Genomic DNA, 15,633 nt, shown 5'->3' on the forward strand with positions numbered 1-15,633 from the left:
CCCGCTCCTGCGCGATAGCGACCACCTGAGCGGCGCGCTCGCGGTGTGCGGGCCCGTAGGGCATCAGCGTCAGTTCGTCGAGAAGATCGGCGGCTGCGGCGGTGTCAGTCATGCGGGGTCTCCTGGGGTGGTGAGGCCGACGCTCAGGGTGATGAGATCGTCGAGGGATTGGGTCATGAGCGCGCGGTCGCGCTCGGTCAAGGGACGGCGCCCGTCAAGCAGGGCCTGGACGTAGAGCAATCGGATGGCGCGCGCGGCCACCTCGCCGTCCGCGATCGCGGCGAGGTGCTGCACCACGGGGCTGGCCCAATTCAGACAGACCTGCGCCCTCGTAACGACCTCCCCGGTGCGCGACCGCACCTGGTCCACGCGGGCGCCGGCGGCGCGCAGCGTCGCGGCCCACGGGCCGCTCGCGATCTCGCTCGCACGCTGGAGGTCGGCGCGGGTCAGGACGTCCGCATCGGCCACATACAGCGAGGCAACCGAGGCATCGGGAAGCACCTTGACCACCGCGTCCACGTCCACCGACGCGAGCGCCGCGGTGGCCTTCGCCGCGAGCGCGTCGGTGCGCGGGACATCGTCCGCATGGGGTGCGGCGAGCTCGGCGAGGCGGGCCATCACGTCTGCGGGCCTCACCTCGAGGTCACTGTAGAGATGCTGGGCGGCGCGCAGCACCTCCTCGTGGTGCGTGTAGACGGCGTTGACCAGGATGCCGGGGGCACGCATGCCTGCCAGCATGCGGAACTCGTCGAGGCCCGAGGCGTAGCGCACGGGTTCGCCCGCAGACGCGATCGACTCGAGGGTGCGCTCCCCCGCCGTCGTCTCGAACGTGAGGAAGGGGCCGAGCACGCGAAGGAGCCTGCTCGTCGTCCACACAGGCGGCGCGAATGGCCTGGTCGTGGGCGCGCAGGAAGGCATCGAGGAGCGGACGGTTGGTGGTGGCGACGCGCTTGACCCAGGCGCGGAAGGCGGCCGCAATCCCGTCGCGAGTGGTGTCGACCGCGTCGTCCTTGACCAGTTGTTCGCGGCTCGCGGTGGGCGTGAGGTGATCCGAGGTCACCACCGGCAGCAGGAAGAACCCCCACTCCGGGACGATCGCCTGCTCGTCTGCGTTCAGCAACATGCGGCCCAGATACACGCGCGCTCCGCGGTGCCCACGCCCCGCGAGCGGCTTGGCAAGTACGTAGGCGACACCGGTGGTCCCGGTGGCGCGGATGGTCAGGTCGATGACATCGAGCGGCCGATGCCCCAGGAGGGTCTCGCCGTACGCGAGAGCGGCCTCGCGGTCGCCGCCGGGAAGGAAGGGCGGCGCCGTGGTCAGCGACGTGATCGGCCCGTCGTGGGCGCCGACCGACACGGGCAGCGGAAGGAACTCGCCGTACTCCGTGGCGAGCTCGCGCACGCGCCGTTCGCCCAGGAGCGCGATGCGCTCGGCGGACGGCGCGAGGGTGACGCGGGTGCCGATGTCGATGGCCTCGGTTTGGACATCGCTCAGGCTCCTCGACGGCGTAGGTGCCGTCGGCGCGCCCGGTCCACACCACGGCGCGGTGACCGGCCTTGTGGCTGAGGATGCGAATCTCATCGGCCACCATGAAGCAGGCTCAGCAGGCCGATGCCGAAATGGCCCAGATAGTCGCCGTGGGGCAGGTCGAGCATGTCGCGCTTGGAGCCTGCGGCCCACCGTCGCCAGCAGGTCCTCGATCTCCCCCGCGGCCAGGCCGATGCCGTCGTCGGCGAGCACGAAGGGCGCCTCAGCCGTGGCCGGATGGATGCGCACACCCCACGCGGGGTCGGGGTCTCCGCCCGCGGCGCGAGCCACGATGGCGTCGCGAGAGTTCTGCAGGAGGCTCCCGCAGATACACCTCGGGACCCGAATAAATGTGACGGCTGAGGAGGTCGATGACGCCCCTCAGGTCTACGCCGAACTGCGACACTGCGTGGTCTCCCCACCTCGGTCTGTGCTCTCAGCCGCGGATCAACCTAGCGCGGCCGTCTGACATCGTCCACCGGAGCATCGACACGCGAGTGAACGATCGTTGATCCTGGTAGATCAGGAATCCTGCTCGGCTTCCATCTGGGCCACGAACTCGCGCTTGGACGACTGCCAGCCGTCCTCGTTCATGCCGGTGCGCCAGTAGCCGGAGATCGAGACGTTCTCGCGCGGCACGCCCAGGACGTTGAAGAGGTGATGGCGCAGGGGCTTGATCATGTCCGCATTGCCATGCACAAAAGCCTCCACGTCCCCCGTTGGCAGGGCGGCGGTCTCGACCGCGTAGGTGAGCGCCTCGCCGTAGCCCATGCCGTGCTCGTCGCGGTGAATCCAGTGGACCGCAACATCATCGCTGAGGGTGAGGGGCTGGCGATCGGTGGCAGTGCCCACCTCGAGGAACACCTCGGCGCGCGCACCCGCGGGAAGCACGTCGAGGGCGGCCGCGACCGCAGGCAGCGCGGACTCGTCGCCCACGAGCAGGTGGAGGTCGGCACCCGCGCGGGGCGCCCAGCCGCCTCCCGGTCCCATGAAGGCGATCTCTTCGCCCGGCTGCGCCGTGGCTGCCCAGGGACCGGCGAGGCCCTCGTCGCCGTGGATGACGAAGTCGAGCGCCATCTCGCCCGTCTCGGCGTCGAACCATCGCACCGTGTAGGTGCGGGTCACGTCACCGAACTTGATCTTGATGTAGTGGTCGGTGAGCGGCAACGGTCCGATGTCCTTGAGGGCAGCGGATCCGACGATCACGCGCACCATCGAGGGGCTGAGCCGCTCGGTGCGCAGCACGGTGGCGGTACGGACAGGACGCGGGGGGCGATTTGGGGCATTCATCGCTCGTCAGTATATGTGCGCGCGGCGTTGCGTAAATAGCCTCGCGGAGACGCGCCGCCTAGCGGCGCGGAGCCACCAACGACTCGACCCTGACCGCGAGCGTCGTCTCGCGCGCACCAAGCGACGCCAAGTCATCCGCCGCCACATGATGCGCGTTGGGGCCCATCGCGAGCACGTCCCTCGCCGCATCGGCGGTCAGGGCGAGCGTGGCGACCACGTCCTCACTCACCGCCCGCTCGAGCCTGCGGGTACTGCGCCGCGAGGCGCTCAGACTTGCCCTCATGCACGTGCACACCGTCCACGGCCTCGACGAGCCTCACGCAGGTGTTGAGGCAGCGGCGTCACCACCACCAGCGCCCCGCCGGGCGCGAGGACCCGCATCACCTCGGACGGCACCCGAGGGCCAAAGACCGACAGCACGATGTCGACGGAGGCGTCGGCGAGCGGAAGGGTGCGCAGGGCGTCGCCGCCCACCGCCACGCAGCGCGGATGAGCCCGGGCCGCACGCTTGAGCGCCGGCGTGGCCAGGTCCATGGCGATCCCGTCCCAGCCAGGCAGGGCGTCAAGCGCCGCCGCCGCGTAGTACCCGGTGCCGCCGGCGAGGTCGAGCAGAAGCCCACGGCCGTCGCGCGCGACTTGAGCGACGGCCCTCGCCGCAGCATCGGCCACCGGGGCGTACCAACCGCCGGACTGCAACCGCTCGCGGGCGACCACCATCTCGGCGGTGTCGGCGTTCAGTGTCTTGCCGTGGCCCGCGCGGAGTGTGACGTAGCCCTGGCGCGCGCGATCGAACGTGTGCCCCGCCCCACAACGCAGGCCCGATGCCGTCTCGGCGACCGGCCCCGCACAGACGGGGCAGCGCAGCGCGGAGAGGATGCGCGCGGGCCAGGTCATGCACGCCCCGACTGAAGGCGGAGCCCGGACAGGATCAGTTCGAGCCCCGCGAGAAACTGCGCGCGGTCATCGTGAAGAAGGAACTGATCCCGCATGGCAAACAGGAACGGATACTCGGCAGCCTCGAGCCCCTCCCACGGCGGGGTTCCGCCGTCGGCGCGCTCGGCGTCCTGGCCGCGATCCGAGGCGACCCCAATCACGAACCCCATGACGGCCGTCACACCATCGAGCATCTGCGACGGCGTCAGGCTCCATGCGCATGAGTTGCTGGCCCACACGCTCGAAAAGGCGGAGACCGTTGGGTTGGACGTCCGTGTCGCGCAGAAAGAATGCGCCGAGCCACGGGCGGTCCACGATCTCCTCATAGAGCGTCACCGCGATCTCACGCAGCGCCGCGATCGCGTCACCGCTCCCGGCTGCGACAGCGTCGGTGCGGAGCAGGACTCCCTCCAGCACCTGATCGGCAGCGCGAGCCATGAGCCTCGTCCTTGCTGGAGACGTACCAGTAGATGCTTCCCACGCCACCGCCAAGGCGGGCCGCGAGCGCGCGAAACGTCAGCGCGTCCTCGCCAGACTCGTCGAGGATCGCCACAGATGCCGCCACGACGGCCTCGAGGGAGTGCGACGCGCGACGGCGGCGAGGCGCACGGGCACCTCGAGCGTCGGCGCCATGGGGCGCGGTTTCCATGCCCCCATCCCACCACAACTTGCGGTGTATCGAACGTCGTTCTATAGTTTCGAACGTTGTTCGAGAACCGAACGTCGTTCGATATGGAGGTCGCCATGACCACAGTCGCCGCCGCGCGCACCTACCCCTCACTGCGCGCCGCCTGGATTCCCCTCGCCGCGTTGTGCGCCGCCTTCTTTGTCGAGATGGTCGACAACACGCTGCTCACCATTGCGTTGCCCACCATCGGCCGTGACCTCGGGAGCGACACCACGCAGGCTCCAGTGGGTGACCGGCGCCTACTCGCTGACCTTCGGCGGCCTGCTCCTCACCGCGGGCGCCCTTGCGGATCGGCTCGGCAGGCGCCGCGTGCTCCTGTGGGGCCTCGCAGCCTTCGGCCTCATCAGCCTAGGAGTGCTCGCCGTACACACCACCGGCGACCTCATCGTCCTGCGCGCCTGCCTTGGGCTCGCCGCTGCGGCCATGGCGCCCATCACCAACTCCCTGGTGTTCCGGCTCTTTGACGACGAGGCACTCAAGCGCCGCGCCATGACGCTCATGATCACCGTGGGCATGAGCGGCTTCATCCTCGGCCCGCTGCTGGGCGGGACCCTCATCACTCATCTCGACTGGCGCTGGCTGCTCCTCATCAACGCGCCCATCGCGGTGATCGCGTGGCTCGGGGTGCGGGCGGGAGTTTCGCGCGACGACGCCGCGGGGCTCACGCAGGACCGCCTCGACGTGGTGGGCTCCGCCCTCAGCATCGCCGGCATCGGCCTGGCGTGCTACACCCTCACCAGCGGAGTCGACCACGGATGGGGAGCGCCCCTCACGGTGGCGTGCGCCCTCGGCGCGGTCGCCGCGGTCGTCGCCTTCATCCGGCACGAGCGCCGCACCGCAGAGCCGATGCTGGACCTCACCCTGTTCCGCTCCGGCACGTTCCGCGGCGCCACCATCGCTCAGATGGGCACCTCCATCGCCATGGCGGGCCTCATGTTTAGCCTCATCTTCCAGTTCCAGTACGCGTACGGCTGGAGCCCCTTGGTCGCGGGCCTTGCCAACCTGCCCCTCATCCTCACCATGCTGCTCGCGACGCCGCTGACGGAGGCGCTTGGGTCTCGCGTGGGCCACCGGCGCGCCACCCTGATCGGCGGCACCGTCCTCGCCGGGTCACTGCTCGGCATGGGCTGGGCGGTCAGCCATGGCTACCTCGCCGTCGCCCTCCTCATGGTCACCTTCACCTTCGGACTGCGCACCGTCATGACCATCTGCGCCGTCGCCCTCGTCGAGGCCATGCCCGCCAATCGCACGTCGCTCGGCACGGCCATGAATGACACGGCGCAGGAGGTGGGCACGAGCATCGGCACGGCCGTCACCGGAACACTGATCGCCGTCCTCGTAACCGTTTCGCTTCCCACCGGAACGTGGAGCCCCGCTCTCGTCGCCTCGTTCTTCCACGGGGAAGCCGTGACGTTCGTGGTGGTCGCGGTCGTGGCGGGAGTGCTCGCTATCGGAGGTGCGCTCGCGCTGACCGATTCGACGTCCGTCGACGAGCACGCCGAGCCGGCGTCAGCGACACTCTCCCAGTAGCGCATCGGCCGTCGCGGCCCACTGGGCGACCAGGTCGAAGCCCTCGGGGTCGCGCAGGTAATGCAACTGGAGGCCATCCATGGCGGCGAAAAGTCGCCGCGCGACGCCCTCCGCGTCCGGGCCGGAGAGCATCGAGGCGAGGCCGCTGGCGAGTCGGTCGGCGCGCTCGCGGAAGTAGTCGTGCCCCGGGTGCGTCGGGTCGAGCGCCTCGGCCTCGACGGCAGCGAACAGCGCCGCGGCGCGCGGCCGGGCGACGATGTTGGCGACCGTCGCGTCGAGGAGCAACCTGACCCGCTCGGGGGTCATCGCCTCCCAGTCGAGTCCGGCGTCGTCGCGCTCGTCGCGGCGCTGAACGAGCGCCACGAGCAGCGTGGGCATGTCGGGGAAGTAGTGCAGCACGCCCGGCGTCGACATGTCGCAGCGGCGGGCCAGCGCGGCCATGGTGAGGCCGCGATGCCCCTCGGCGTCCGTGATCGCCATGGCCGTGTCGAGGATGCGCGCACGACGCTCCGCGGGCGCGAGTCGGATCGCCATGCAGACCTCTTTCGCTGACGGGGACGGCCTTGTGAGCACCTTATCTAATTTGCTTAGATAGAGCGCAGGCATCGATGCCCTCGCATAAGGAGAAGCCATGACCGACCTCGCCCCCGGAGTCACCCAGCAGGCGCTCGACATCACCGCTCGCCTGACGCGCGCCGAGAAGATCCGCCTCACCTCAGGCCATGACTTCTGGCACTCCGAGTCACTCGAGCGCGAGGGGGTCACCTCGTTCATGCTCACCGATGGTCCACATGGGCTGCGCAAGCAGACCGGAGAAACGGACCATGTGGGCCTCAACTCGTCCGTGCCCGCCACCTGCTTCCCCACGGCATCGGCCCTGGGTGCCACCTGGGACGTCGCACTCCTGGAGGAGGTGGGCCACGCGCTCGGTCGCGAGTGCCGCGCCGAGGAGGTGGGGGTGCTCCTTGGCCCCGGTCTCAACATCAAGCGCCATCCCGCGGGCGGGCGCTCCTTCGAGTACTTCTCCGAGGATCCCCTCATCTCGGGCAAGGCCGCGGCCGCCCTGGTGCGCGGCATTCAGGCCGAGGGCGTGGGCGCATGTCTCAAGCACTTCGCCGCCAACAACCAGGAATCGAACCGCATGCGGGTCGACACCATCGTGGACGAACGCACCCTGCGCGAGATCTACCTCACCGGGTTCGAGATCGCCGTGACCGAGGCGCAGCCCTGGACGGTCATGTGCGCTTACAACCTCGTCAACGGCGTTCACGCGGGCGAGCACCGTGAACTCCTCACGACGATCCTGCGCGAGGAATGGGGTTTCGATGGCCTCGTCATGACCGACTGGATCGCGACCCACGACCGCCCGGCGGGCATCCGGGCCGGCCTTGACCTCGAGATGCCGTCAAGCCATGGCGCCTGGGACAAGTCCGTCGACACCGCCGTGGGGGCCGGCACCCTCGCGGGCCGCGACCTCGACATCGCCTGTGCGCGCGTCATCACCCTGGCATTGAAGGTCGCGGCGGAGCGCGCCTCACGGACGGCCGTCAACGTCGACACCGCGCACGACGAGCACCATGCCCTCGCGCGCCGCGTGGCCGCCGCCGGCGCCACCCTGCTCACCAACGACGGCACGCTCCCCCTTGCCCCCACCGGACGCCTCGCGCTCATCGGCGCCTTCGCCGAGACCCCCGGTTCCAGGGAGGCGGCTCTGCGCTCGTCAACCCCACCCGCCTCGACACCGTGCTCGCCACACTGACCGATCGCGTGGGAGCCGCCGGGGAAATCGCGTACGCGCCGGGGTACGACCCGGCCACCGGCGAGGCCACCGACGCTCAGGCTCGCCGAGGCCGTCGGCGCCGCCGAGGGAGCCGACGCCGTCATCCTCATGGTAGGCCTGCCGCTGTCCTACGAATCCGAGGGCTACGACCGCGACCACCTGCAGATCCCGCCCGCGCACACCCGCCTCATCCAGGCGCTCACCGCCCGCCACGCTCGCGTGGTCGTGGTCAACGTGGGAGGCGCACCCGTAGAAATGCCATGGGCCGATGCCCCCAACGCGATCCTCCAGGCCTACCTCGGCGGCCAGGCAGGCGGCGGTGCGATCACCGACATCCTCGTGGGCGACGTCGAACCGGGTGGGCGCCTGGCCGAGTCGTTCCCCGTCTCCGTCACCGACCTCGCGAGCCACGCGAACTTCGCGTCACACCCCACGCAGGTCCAGTACCGCGAGACTCAATACGTGGGCTACCGCTTCCACGACACCTTCCGCGTGCCCGCGCGCTTCCCGTTTGGTCACGGGCTGTCGTACACCTCCTTCGAGGTGGGAGCCGCGAAGATCACCGGCCGCGGCCACGACCGCAAGGTCACCGTCCCCGTGACCAACACCGGCGCGCGTGCAGGTTCCACCGTGATCCAGGTCTACGTGCACGACGTCGCCTCAACGCTGCACCGTCCCGAGCAGGAGTTGCGCGGCTTCGCGAAGCTCGAACTCGAGCCAGGACAGACGGCCGATGCCGTGGTCGCCCTTGGTGAACGCGCGTGGGCCGTGTGGGACACGGCCTCGCACGGCTGGGTGGTCGAGGCCGGAGAGTTCGAGGTGCGCGTGGGGCTGTCCTCGACCGACATCCGTGCGCGCGCCACGGTGCGCCTCACCACGGGCGGCGAGGTGACCGCGCGGGTGAACCCGGCATCGGCCATCGCGACCGACACCGAGTTCGCCACACTGCTGGGCCGCCCGCTTCCCGCACCGCGCCCCCTGTTCCCCTTCCACTACGACTCGACGATCGCCGACCTTTCCCAGACCGCGGGCGGTCGCGTGCTGGAGAAGGTGCTGATTGGGCAGGTGATGAAGGCGATGGGCGGTGACGAGAATGACACGGCGGAGACCCGCCAGATGATGGAGGCGTTCATGCGCCACATGCCGCTGCGCGCCCTCGCGATGTCCTCTGAGGGCAAGGTCTCCTTCGCCAACCTCGACCGCCTGCTCAAGGCTCCTCAACGCGACGGCGGTAAGGGCCCGTCGCAGATCTCGATGACCACTACGCGCGCGCCATGAATACGCCCGTGCGCGCCTGGCGCGTCGCTACCCCTGTCGCCATGCTCATCGCCATCGCGAGCCTGGTGGCTGACGGCATCCGCCACGGCGACTTCGTGTTCTGGAACTTCTTCGGCTACTTCACGATCCAGAGCAACATCATCGGCATCGTGGCACTCGCCGTCGCGCTGCGTTTCACCGGCCGCGAGCGCCCCACCTGGCTCGAATGGCTGCGGGTCAGCGCCGCCACCTACATGGTCATCGTGGTCGTGGTGTTCTGGTGGCTGCTGTACCCCACCATGAGCGGCGGGCCGTCGTGGGAGGACCTGGTGTTGCACCTCGCCTCCGGCGTCATCCTGGTCGCCGACTGGCTGCTGGAGGGACCGCGTGCGCGGCTCGCCCTTCGCCACCTCGGCGTGTGCATGATCTACCCGGCGGTGTGGCTGGCGGTCGTGTTGGTGCGCGGCGCCACGGACGGCTGGGTGCCCTACTTCTTCCTTGACCCGGACAACGGCTATGCGTCCGTGGCCGTCATGATCGTCATCATCGTGGGCGCGGGCCTCGGCATCTGCGCCGCTGTTACCAGAATGACGTCCTGGCGCGTCGTGACGGCATCACACGACGCGCGGGGGACGGTCGGCTAGTTTGGGCCTCAGGTAAGGAGGCCGCCGCATCGGCGCAACCCCCGCTGCGGCACCGAGCATGAGCGAGTCTGCAGCACAGGTGCCCGGAGACGTCGAGGGCCGCGCGCCCATGTCGCGCAAGGCGCTCGCCACCTGGGTGTTCTACCCCTCGGCGATCATCATTCTTGGCTTCGTGGTCTTCGCGATCATCGCACCGGGCGTCGCGGAGAACCTGTTCGACGCCATCCAGGACACGATCATCAACGCCTTCGGCTGGTACTACGTGCTGATCGCCGCGGTGTTCGTGGCGTTCGCGCTCGTCATCGGCTTCTCCCGTTTCGGCAACATCGTGCTCGGCAAGGACACCGACAAGCCGCAGTTCTCGATGTTCTCCTGGTTTGCGCTGCTGTTTGCCGCAGGTATGGGCATCGGCCTGGTGTTTTACGGAGTCTCCGAGCCGCTCACCCACTTCGCCACGCCGCGTCCCGGCGTGACCGGAACCTCCGAGCAGGCTCGCCCAGCAGGCGATGAGCCAGACCTTCCTCCACTGGGGCATCCACGCCTGGGCCATCTACATCGTGGTGGGCCTCGGCATCGCCTACGCGGTTCACCGCCGCGGGCGCCCCGTGTCCATTCGCTACGCGCTCGAGCCGCTCCTTGGCAAGCACATCAAGGGCGGCTGGGGCAACGCGATCGACGTCACAGCCGTGGTGGGCACGCTGTTCGGTGTCGCCACGTCGCTGGGCCTCGGTGTCCTGCAGATCTCCTCCGGTCTGGAGTCGGTCGGGATCGCGGAACCGTCGACCACCACACAGATCGTGCTGATCGTCATCATCACGATCATCACGATCTTTTCGCTTGTCACCGGACTCCAGCGCGGCATGAAGTGGCTGTCGAACATCAACCTCGCGCTCGCCCTGTTCCTCCTGATGTTCGTGCTGTTCGCCGGACCCACCGAGTTCCTCATGCGGGAGTTCGTCCAGGACATCGGCGCCTACATCCAGAACTTCATTGGCCTCGGCTTTAACGTCTCCGCCTTCCAGGGCGAGGCTGGCGAGCAGTGGCAGGCGGCCTGGACCACGTTCTACTGGGGCTGGTGGATCTCGTGGGCACCGTTCGTGGGCGTGTTCATTGCCCGCGTGTCCAAGGGCCGCACCGTGCGCGAGTTCATCTGGGGCGTGCTCCTGGTGCCGTCCCTCGTGACGTTCTTCTGGTTCGCCGTCATGGGCGGCACCGCGCTGTACGAGGAGCTCTACGCAGGCGGCGGGCTCGTGGGCCCCAACGGCGAGGTGGACCTCAACGGCTCCCTCTTCGCGATGCTCGACACCCTGCCGGGCGGCACGGTCCTGACCATCGGCGCCATGATCCTGATCGCGGTGTTCTTCGTCACCAGCTCCGACTCCGGATCCCTGGTGCTGTCGATGCTCACCACGGGCGGCGACGAGTCGCCCAAGCGGTGGATTCGCGTGTTCTGGGCCTGCACCACCGCGCTGGTCGCGATCGCGCTGCTGCTGTCCGGGGGCCTGTCCGCGCTCCAGACGGCCGCCATCATCACGGCCCTGCCGTTCTCGATCGTCATGATCGGCATCGCGATGTCCACGGTCAAGGCGTTCAGACGCGAGCACGCGCTGTATCTCGCCGCGAACCGCAGCGAGTTCATGGACCACATTCGCGACACCATCTCCGGCGAGTACGGCCTGGAGCCCACGGAGGCGGACATCGACATCGAAGCCTCACGCACTCCGTTGCCCAAGCCTACGTCGATGGTCGCTTGGTGCGCCCACGCCGAAGCGGCACAAGGCGGCCGATGCTGCCGTAGGCTGCTGGCGGCACTGCGGTGGCCACCGCATCGGCTCCCGTGACGGCGCGCGATGGTGCGGCGGACCTGGCCGCGGCGGCGCCCCCGGGTGCCGAGCCGCATCCCGGCGAGGCGGTGCTGCCGGGGTCCGGGACGGCGCCCACGGCGCAGTCGGCGCCTGCCTCGGCCACGACCGATGAGCCGGCCGAGGACGCGGAGCCCCCGGCGTTCGAGAAGCACCCGACGGATCAGATCATCATGCCGATCGATCACCTTCCGGAGGATCACGACAAGCAGTAAGTCTGCTGGCGGGACATGGGGGTCACTTTCCGACCGGAAGTGACCCCCATGTCCCGCTGCGATCCTCTCGGACGGCGCGCTAGGAGGCGAGCCCCGTGATCATCGCGACGAGCCTCGTTGTGAGTGGTGTCCGCGACGGCCTTGGTCCCCACCTGCGTGCCGCGCCTCAGCACGGTCACACGGTCGGCGATCCGGAAGACCTGCTCCATGTTGTGGCTCACGATGAGCACGGCGGCGCCGCGCTCCTTGAGGCGCAGAATGGTCTCTTCGACCTTGGCGGTCTCGGCGACTCCGAGGGCTGCGGTGGGCTCGTCCATCAGCACCAAGCCGCTCGCCCAGTGCGTTGCCCTGGCGATCGCGATTCCCTGACGCTGACCGCCGGACAGGTCCGAGAGCCTGCGCCTTGGCCGAGGGGATTCTGATGTCAAGGTCGTCCACAAGCGACTGAGTCTCGCGCGCCATCCGCGCCCGATCGAGCACCTTGAGCGGGCCGCGCGTCAGTTCGCGCCCCAGGAACAGGTTCATGTACACCGGCTGCAAGTCCACGAGCGCGAGGTCCTGGTAGACCACCTCGACGCCCTTGTCGCGCGCATCCGAGGGGTCGGAGAACTCGGCTCGCTCGCCGCTCAGCCAGATCTCCCCCTCGGTGGGCTGGTAGACCCCCGAGATGATCTTGACCAGCGTCGACTTGCCCGCGCCGTTGTCACCGACCAGCGCGACGATCTCGCCTGGCCCGACCTCGAGATCGAACCGCTGGATAGCGGTCACGGCGCCAAAGCGCTTGGAGATCCCCTCGAGTCGCAGAGGGCTGGTCACGGCGGGCGCGGCACTCATCGCGCACCCACCGCGAGGGCGTCGGCGACGGTGAGGGGAGCCGAGCCGTCGGCCGACCACACCCCTTCCACGCGCGGGGCTCCCGTGCCGATGCCGGACACGGCGGCCGTGAGGCCTCGCGTCACGAACACCTGCGGACGGAAGCCGAACACCACGGTGTCTCCAGACGCCACCGGCCCCTGGTCGGCGCGCAGGGTCGCGTAATAGTCGATGGCCGTCGGGGCTGGCATGTCGACGTCACGGAGCGTTGCAGCGTCAGGGTCGTCGCCGTCACCGACCACGAGGGCACGCGTGGGTACGTCGCCGAGCACGGGGTCTACGTACAGGCCGCCCCCGAAGACATAGGCATCTGATCCCCACAGGTGGGACACCTCGCTGACGTAGACGATCGCCGGGTCCTCGACCAAGTCGGTCACCACGTGAAGCGGCGTGGTGCCCGTGAGCCCGTGCCCGGGCTCGACCTGCGTGGCACCCGCTGCGGCAAGCGTGGCGAGAATCGACGTGGAGGTGGTGCCGGGGGCATTGAGCCTCGACGTGATCGCGGCCCGAGGCCAGCAGCGCCTCCTTGGCACGGGTGAGCGTCGCCAGATTGGGCGTGGAGACGGCGGCGCCGGCCGCGGCGTCGAACAGTGTCGCAGGAAAGCTCGTAATGCCGGCAAAGCGGACGCCGTCGATCGCGTCGATCTGGTCGGCGACCTCGACGATGCTGGCGGCATCGAACCCGCCCTCGTGTCCTCGATAGAAGCGATCGCCCTCCGCGTGAATGCGGGCGAGGACGGGCTGCTCACGGCCCGCCGCGACCGAGGCCGCTCCCGCCTCGCGGGCCTTCTCCAGCGAAAAGACGGTCCAGTAGGCAGGCTCGAGCGCGGCGGCGGCGGCCGCACTGTGGCGAGGGATCTGCACCAGGTGCCCGAGATGCCCCGTCGCAAGACCGCCCGCCCTCGCAGCGATCGCGCATTCGAGGTCCACACCGACGGCGTGCGTGATCCCGTGTCGTACGAGCGCCGCCGAGACGTCGGGGTTGCGGCCAATCTGCTTGGTCATCGCGAACGGCGTGAGCCCGTGGGCGGCAGCCTCAGCGACGCAGGCATCGGCATTGCGACCCACCGCATCGAGGTCGATGACGGAGGTATTGGGCGGAATGAGGCCCGCGCGGTGGAGGGCGACGGCGTCACGGATCAGTGCCGGATTCCGGCGACGGGTGAGTTCGAGGAACACGGGGGCCTCCTACTGGGACTTCCTGGCGCGCAGCGACAGGGAGACGGCGATGAGGATGATCGCGCCACGCACGATCATCTGCTGAGACACGGACAGGCCCGCAAGGATGAGGCCGTTGTTGATCATGGACATGAGCAGGGAACCCACGAGTGCGCCGGCGATGGAGGCCTTGCCTCCGGTGAGCGCTGTGCCGCCGACGATGACCGCGGCGAGCACCGTCATCAGGTCGGCCTCGCCGAGGGTGTAGCGGGCGCCTCCCAACCGACCGTCGTAGAGGATTCCCGCGAGCGCCGCGGTCATTCCTGACGCGATGAACACCGCCATCTTCACGCGGCCCACGCGGATGCCGGCGACCTGGGCGGCACGCTCGTTGTTCCCGACCGCGAGAACGTGCGCACCGAACCGCCGCTGGCGCACCACATGCCACCCCGCGAGTACCGCGGCCGCTGTCCACCACACGAGGATGGGGATGCCAAGAAGTGACCCCGAGCCGAACAGCCACACGAAGGTCGCATCGAGCACGGGCACCGACTGTAGGTCTGTGGTGGCGCGCGAGGCCAGCGACGAGCCCCATGCTCGCAAGTGTGACGAGGAACGAGGGCAGTCGCACCACCGTGACGAAGAATCCGTTCACGGCACCCACGGCGGCACCGATCGCCAGCCCCACGACCGCGCCCACCCACCACTGTCCGCTTGCTTCGAGCGCGACGGCCGCGCTGAGTGCTCCCAGCGCGACGGTGGAACCGATCGACAGGTCGATGGCGCCGATTCCGAGCACCAGCACAGCGCCGATGGCCATCACGGTGATGGGGGCGGACTGCACCACGATGTTGGACAGATTTGTCCAGGTGAGGAAGTACTCCCCCTGTGTCACGGCGAAAAACGCGAACACCAAGACGAAGCCGATGTAGACGACGCAGCGCGACCAGGGGAATGCCCGGACGCGCTGGGCGAGATCGGGGGACGCCTGTGCGTCCACAGTCGTGGAGGTCATGCGGGGACTCCTTGCGAGTGGGCGGCTTCAAGAGCGAGGCGAACGGCACCTACGAGGGGGGCGCGGTCGCCGAGGACCGACGTGAGGACGGGAACATGCGAATGGCCGATGCGGTCGAGCCAGGTCTGGACGCGAGGCAGGAGCTCGGGCCTCAGCCCGATGCCGCCTCCGAGGACAATCTGGCCGGGGTCGACCACGGCGATCACGGCCCCGAGGGCGGTAGCCACCCAGCGGGCATAGCCGTCGATCACAGCGGAGGCTCCCTGGTCTCCCCGCGCTGCCCGAGCGAACACTTCGCGGGTCGAGACCTCCAGCCCGGTGAGGTCCTCATAGCGATGCGAGATCGTCTCGCCTGCCACCATTTCCTCGAGCGCTCCCCGGCGATGGTTGTCCGGGTCGAGGGGGTCGGCGCCGAGCGGAAGGTAGCCGATCTCGCCGGCCGCGCCACGCGCGCCACGGATGAGCCGTCCGCCGAGGACCAGACCCATGCCGATTCCCGTGCCAAGAGAGACGAATGCGAAGTCCTTCCCCGCGGTGCCCGAATGGAGTTCGCCGAGTGCGGCGACGTTCACGTCGTTCTCCAGCACCACCGTGTGACCGAGTGCCGTCTCGAGCGCGCTCCGGACGTCGGTGCCGTCGAGGTGGGCGAGGTTCGGGGCGAGGGTGAAACCGTCCGCGCTCGCCACTCCCGCACCACCCACCGCGGTGGCGCGCACCGCCGGCGGGTCGACCCCGGCAGCGGTGGCGAGCCTGCCCAGGAGCGCGGCGAGCCTGACGGTCAAGCCTCGCCCCAGCATCGGCCGTGGGCGCCTCCGCGACGGCCAGCAAGGCACCGCTGGCGTCGCCGATGGCGCCGCGCA

At 69.3% G+C, this 15,633-nt stretch carries 19 protein-coding genes and 3 pseudogenes; 7 read left to right on the forward strand and 15 right to left on the reverse strand.

Annotated features, from left to right (window positions below):
• Nucleotides 1–108: 108 nt before the first annotated feature.
• From QQK48_RS06630 to QQK48_RS06660, 7 genes are all read right to left on the reverse strand, one after another.
• Nucleotides 109–738, reverse strand: coding sequence for an HSP90 family protein (locus QQK48_RS06630; protein WP_284327905.1), 630 nt, complete (start codon nt 736–738; stop codon nt 109–111).
• Nucleotides 644–1,819: an HSP90 family protein gene (locus QQK48_RS06635; RefSeq protein WP_284327906.1), complete on the reverse strand. Its 1,176-nt coding sequence runs from the start codon at nt 1,817–1,819 to the stop codon at nt 644–646. Before QQK48_RS06635 ends, QQK48_RS06630 begins: the two co-directional genes overlap by 95 nt.
• Before the next feature lie 231 nt (nt 1,820–2,050).
• Nucleotides 2,051–2,773 (reverse strand): siderophore-interacting protein, encoded by a 723-nt coding sequence (locus QQK48_RS06640; RefSeq protein ID WP_284327907.1) that lies wholly within the window; start codon nt 2,771–2,773, stop codon nt 2,051–2,053.
• 103 nt (nt 2,774–2,876) lie between these two features.
• Nucleotides 2,877–3,047, reverse strand: a complete 171-nt coding sequence (locus QQK48_RS06645; RefSeq protein ID WP_284327908.1) for a hypothetical protein — start codon at nt 3,045–3,047, stop codon at nt 2,877–2,879.
• A 50-nt stretch (nt 3,048–3,097) separates the two neighbouring features.
• Nucleotides 3,098–3,712, reverse strand: coding sequence for a putative RNA methyltransferase (locus QQK48_RS06650; protein ID WP_284327909.1), 615 nt, complete (start codon nt 3,710–3,712; stop codon nt 3,098–3,100).
• Nucleotides 3,709–3,990: a TetR/AcrR family transcriptional regulator C-terminal domain-containing protein gene (locus tag QQK48_RS06655; RefSeq protein WP_284327910.1), complete on the reverse strand. Its 282-nt coding sequence runs from the start codon at nt 3,988–3,990 to the stop codon at nt 3,709–3,711. The genes QQK48_RS06650 and QQK48_RS06655 overlap by 4 nt, the downstream gene beginning before the upstream one ends.
• Nucleotides 3,991–4,115: 125 nt before the next feature.
• On the reverse strand, nt 4,116–4,400 hold the full coding sequence (locus QQK48_RS06660) for a TetR/AcrR family transcriptional regulator (protein ID WP_284327911.1): 285 nt from the start codon (nt 4,398–4,400) through the stop codon (nt 4,116–4,118).
• Nucleotides 4,401–4,631: 231 nt separating this feature from the next.
• Here QQK48_RS06660 and QQK48_RS06665 point away from each other — a divergent pair, with 231 nt between their 5' ends.
• Nucleotides 4,632–5,969 (forward strand): MFS transporter, encoded by a 1,338-nt coding sequence (locus tag QQK48_RS06665; RefSeq protein ID WP_348523505.1) that lies wholly within the window; start codon nt 4,632–4,634, stop codon nt 5,967–5,969.
• Here QQK48_RS06665 and QQK48_RS06670 read toward each other — a convergent pair.
• Complete coding sequence (locus QQK48_RS06670; RefSeq protein ID WP_284327913.1) at nt 5,949–6,503, reverse strand: TetR/AcrR family transcriptional regulator; 555 nt, start codon at nt 6,501–6,503, stop codon at nt 5,949–5,951. The two genes, QQK48_RS06665 and QQK48_RS06670, sit on opposite strands and share 21 nt — an antisense overlap.
• Nucleotides 6,504–6,600: 97 nt before the next feature.
• On the opposite strand from QQK48_RS06670, the gene QQK48_RS06675 reads away from it, so the two are divergent.
• The 6 genes and pseudogenes from QQK48_RS06675 (at nt 6,601) to QQK48_RS06695 (ending at nt 11,727) form a co-directional block, all read left to right on the forward strand.
• Nucleotides 6,601–7,728, forward strand: coding sequence for a glycoside hydrolase family 3 N-terminal domain-containing protein (locus QQK48_RS06675; protein ID WP_284327914.1), 1,128 nt, complete (start codon nt 6,601–6,603; stop codon nt 7,726–7,728).
• A 3-nt stretch (nt 7,729–7,731) separates the two neighbouring features.
• Nucleotides 7,732–9,027, forward strand: a complete 1,296-nt coding sequence (locus tag QQK48_RS06680; protein ID WP_284329326.1) for a glycoside hydrolase family 3 C-terminal domain-containing protein — start codon at nt 7,732–7,734, stop codon at nt 9,025–9,027.
• On the forward strand, nt 9,024–9,650 hold the full coding sequence (locus tag QQK48_RS06685) for a Pr6Pr family membrane protein (RefSeq protein ID WP_284327915.1): 627 nt from the start codon (nt 9,024–9,026) through the stop codon (nt 9,648–9,650). The genes QQK48_RS06680 and QQK48_RS06685 overlap by 4 nt, the downstream gene beginning before the upstream one ends.
• A 109-nt stretch (nt 9,651–9,759) precedes the next feature.
• Nucleotides 9,760–10,077 (forward strand): annotated as a pseudogene (locus QQK48_RS19445) (BCCT family transporter); the annotation flags it as partial.
• Between the two features lie 79 nt (nt 10,078–10,156).
• Nucleotides 10,157–11,491, forward strand: a complete 1,335-nt coding sequence (locus QQK48_RS06690; RefSeq protein WP_348523506.1) for a BCCT family transporter — start codon at nt 10,157–10,159, stop codon at nt 11,489–11,491.
• Nucleotides 11,467–11,727 carry a hypothetical protein gene (locus QQK48_RS06695; protein ID WP_284327916.1) on the forward strand — a complete coding sequence of 87 codons (261 nt, stop codon included), beginning with the start codon at nt 11,467–11,469 and terminating at the stop codon, nt 11,725–11,727. Before QQK48_RS06690 ends, QQK48_RS06695 begins: the two co-directional genes overlap by 25 nt.
• Here the strand turns inward: QQK48_RS06695 and QQK48_RS21370 are convergent.
• From QQK48_RS21370 to QQK48_RS06720, 7 genes and pseudogenes are all read right to left on the reverse strand, one after another.
• On the reverse strand, nt 11,712–12,167 hold the full coding sequence (locus QQK48_RS21370; protein ID WP_431308402.1) for an ATP-binding cassette domain-containing protein: 456 nt from the start codon (nt 12,165–12,167) through the stop codon (nt 11,712–11,714). The two genes, QQK48_RS06695 and QQK48_RS21370, sit on opposite strands and share 16 nt — an antisense overlap.
• A gap of 55 nt (nt 12,168–12,222) precedes the next feature.
• A pseudogene (locus QQK48_RS21375) lies at nt 12,223–12,561 on the reverse strand (ATP-binding cassette domain-containing protein); the annotation flags it as partial.
• Entirely contained in the window at nt 12,558–12,932 is a 375-nt protein-coding gene (locus QQK48_RS06705) for a type III PLP-dependent enzyme domain-containing protein (RefSeq protein WP_348523507.1), read from the reverse strand. The pseudogene QQK48_RS21375 and the gene QQK48_RS06705, both read right to left, overlap by 4 nt.
• Nucleotides 12,832–13,779: an alanine racemase gene (locus tag QQK48_RS06710; RefSeq protein ID WP_284327919.1), complete on the reverse strand. Its 948-nt coding sequence runs from the start codon at nt 13,777–13,779 to the stop codon at nt 12,832–12,834. Before QQK48_RS06710 ends, QQK48_RS06705 begins: the two co-directional genes overlap by 101 nt.
• Nucleotides 13,780–13,788: 9 nt before the next feature.
• On the reverse strand, nt 13,789–14,307 hold the full coding sequence (locus tag QQK48_RS06715) for an ABC transporter permease (RefSeq protein WP_284327920.1): 519 nt from the start codon (nt 14,305–14,307) through the stop codon (nt 13,789–13,791).
• A 31-nt stretch (nt 14,308–14,338) separates the two neighbouring features.
• Nucleotides 14,339–14,773 (reverse strand): annotated as a pseudogene (locus QQK48_RS21380) (ABC transporter permease subunit); the annotation flags it as partial.
• Nucleotides 14,770–15,555 carry an ROK family protein gene (locus QQK48_RS06720; protein ID WP_284327921.1) on the reverse strand — a complete coding sequence of 262 codons (786 nt, stop codon included), beginning with the start codon at nt 15,553–15,555 and terminating at the stop codon, nt 14,770–14,772. The pseudogene QQK48_RS21380 and the gene QQK48_RS06720, both read right to left, overlap by 4 nt.
• Between the last annotated feature and the right edge of the window lie 78 nt (nt 15,556–15,633).

The organism is Demequina litorisediminis, assembly GCF_030161615.1.
GTDB classification, from domain to species: domain Bacteria; phylum Actinomycetota; class Actinomycetes; order Actinomycetales; family Demequinaceae; genus Demequina; species Demequina litorisediminis.

Coding starts and splice junctions, on each gene's coding strand:
- QQK48_RS06630 (WP_284327905.1), bottom strand. CDS start 738: ATGCTGGCAGGCATGCGTGCCCCCGGCATCCTGGTCAACGCCGTCTAC.
- QQK48_RS06690 (WP_348523506.1), top strand. CDS start 10,157: ATGAGCCAGACCTTCCTCCACTGGGGCATCCACGCCTGGGCCATCTAC.
- QQK48_RS06685 (WP_284327915.1), top strand. CDS start 9,024: ATGAATACGCCCGTGCGCGCCTGGCGCGTCGCTACCCCTGTCGCCATG.
- QQK48_RS06650 (WP_284327909.1), bottom strand. CDS start 3,712: ATGACCTGGCCCGCGCGCATCCTCTCCGCGCTGCGCTGCCCCGTCTGT.
- QQK48_RS06675 (WP_284327914.1), top strand. CDS start 6,601: ATGACCGACCTCGCCCCCGGAGTCACCCAGCAGGCGCTCGACATCACC.
- QQK48_RS06670 (WP_284327913.1), bottom strand. CDS start 6,503: ATGGCGATCCGACTCGCGCCCGCGGAGCGTCGTGCGCGCATCCTCGAC.
- QQK48_RS06660 (WP_284327911.1), bottom strand. CDS start 4,400: ATGGAAACCGCGCCCCATGGCGCCGACGCTCGAGGTGCCCGTGCGCCT.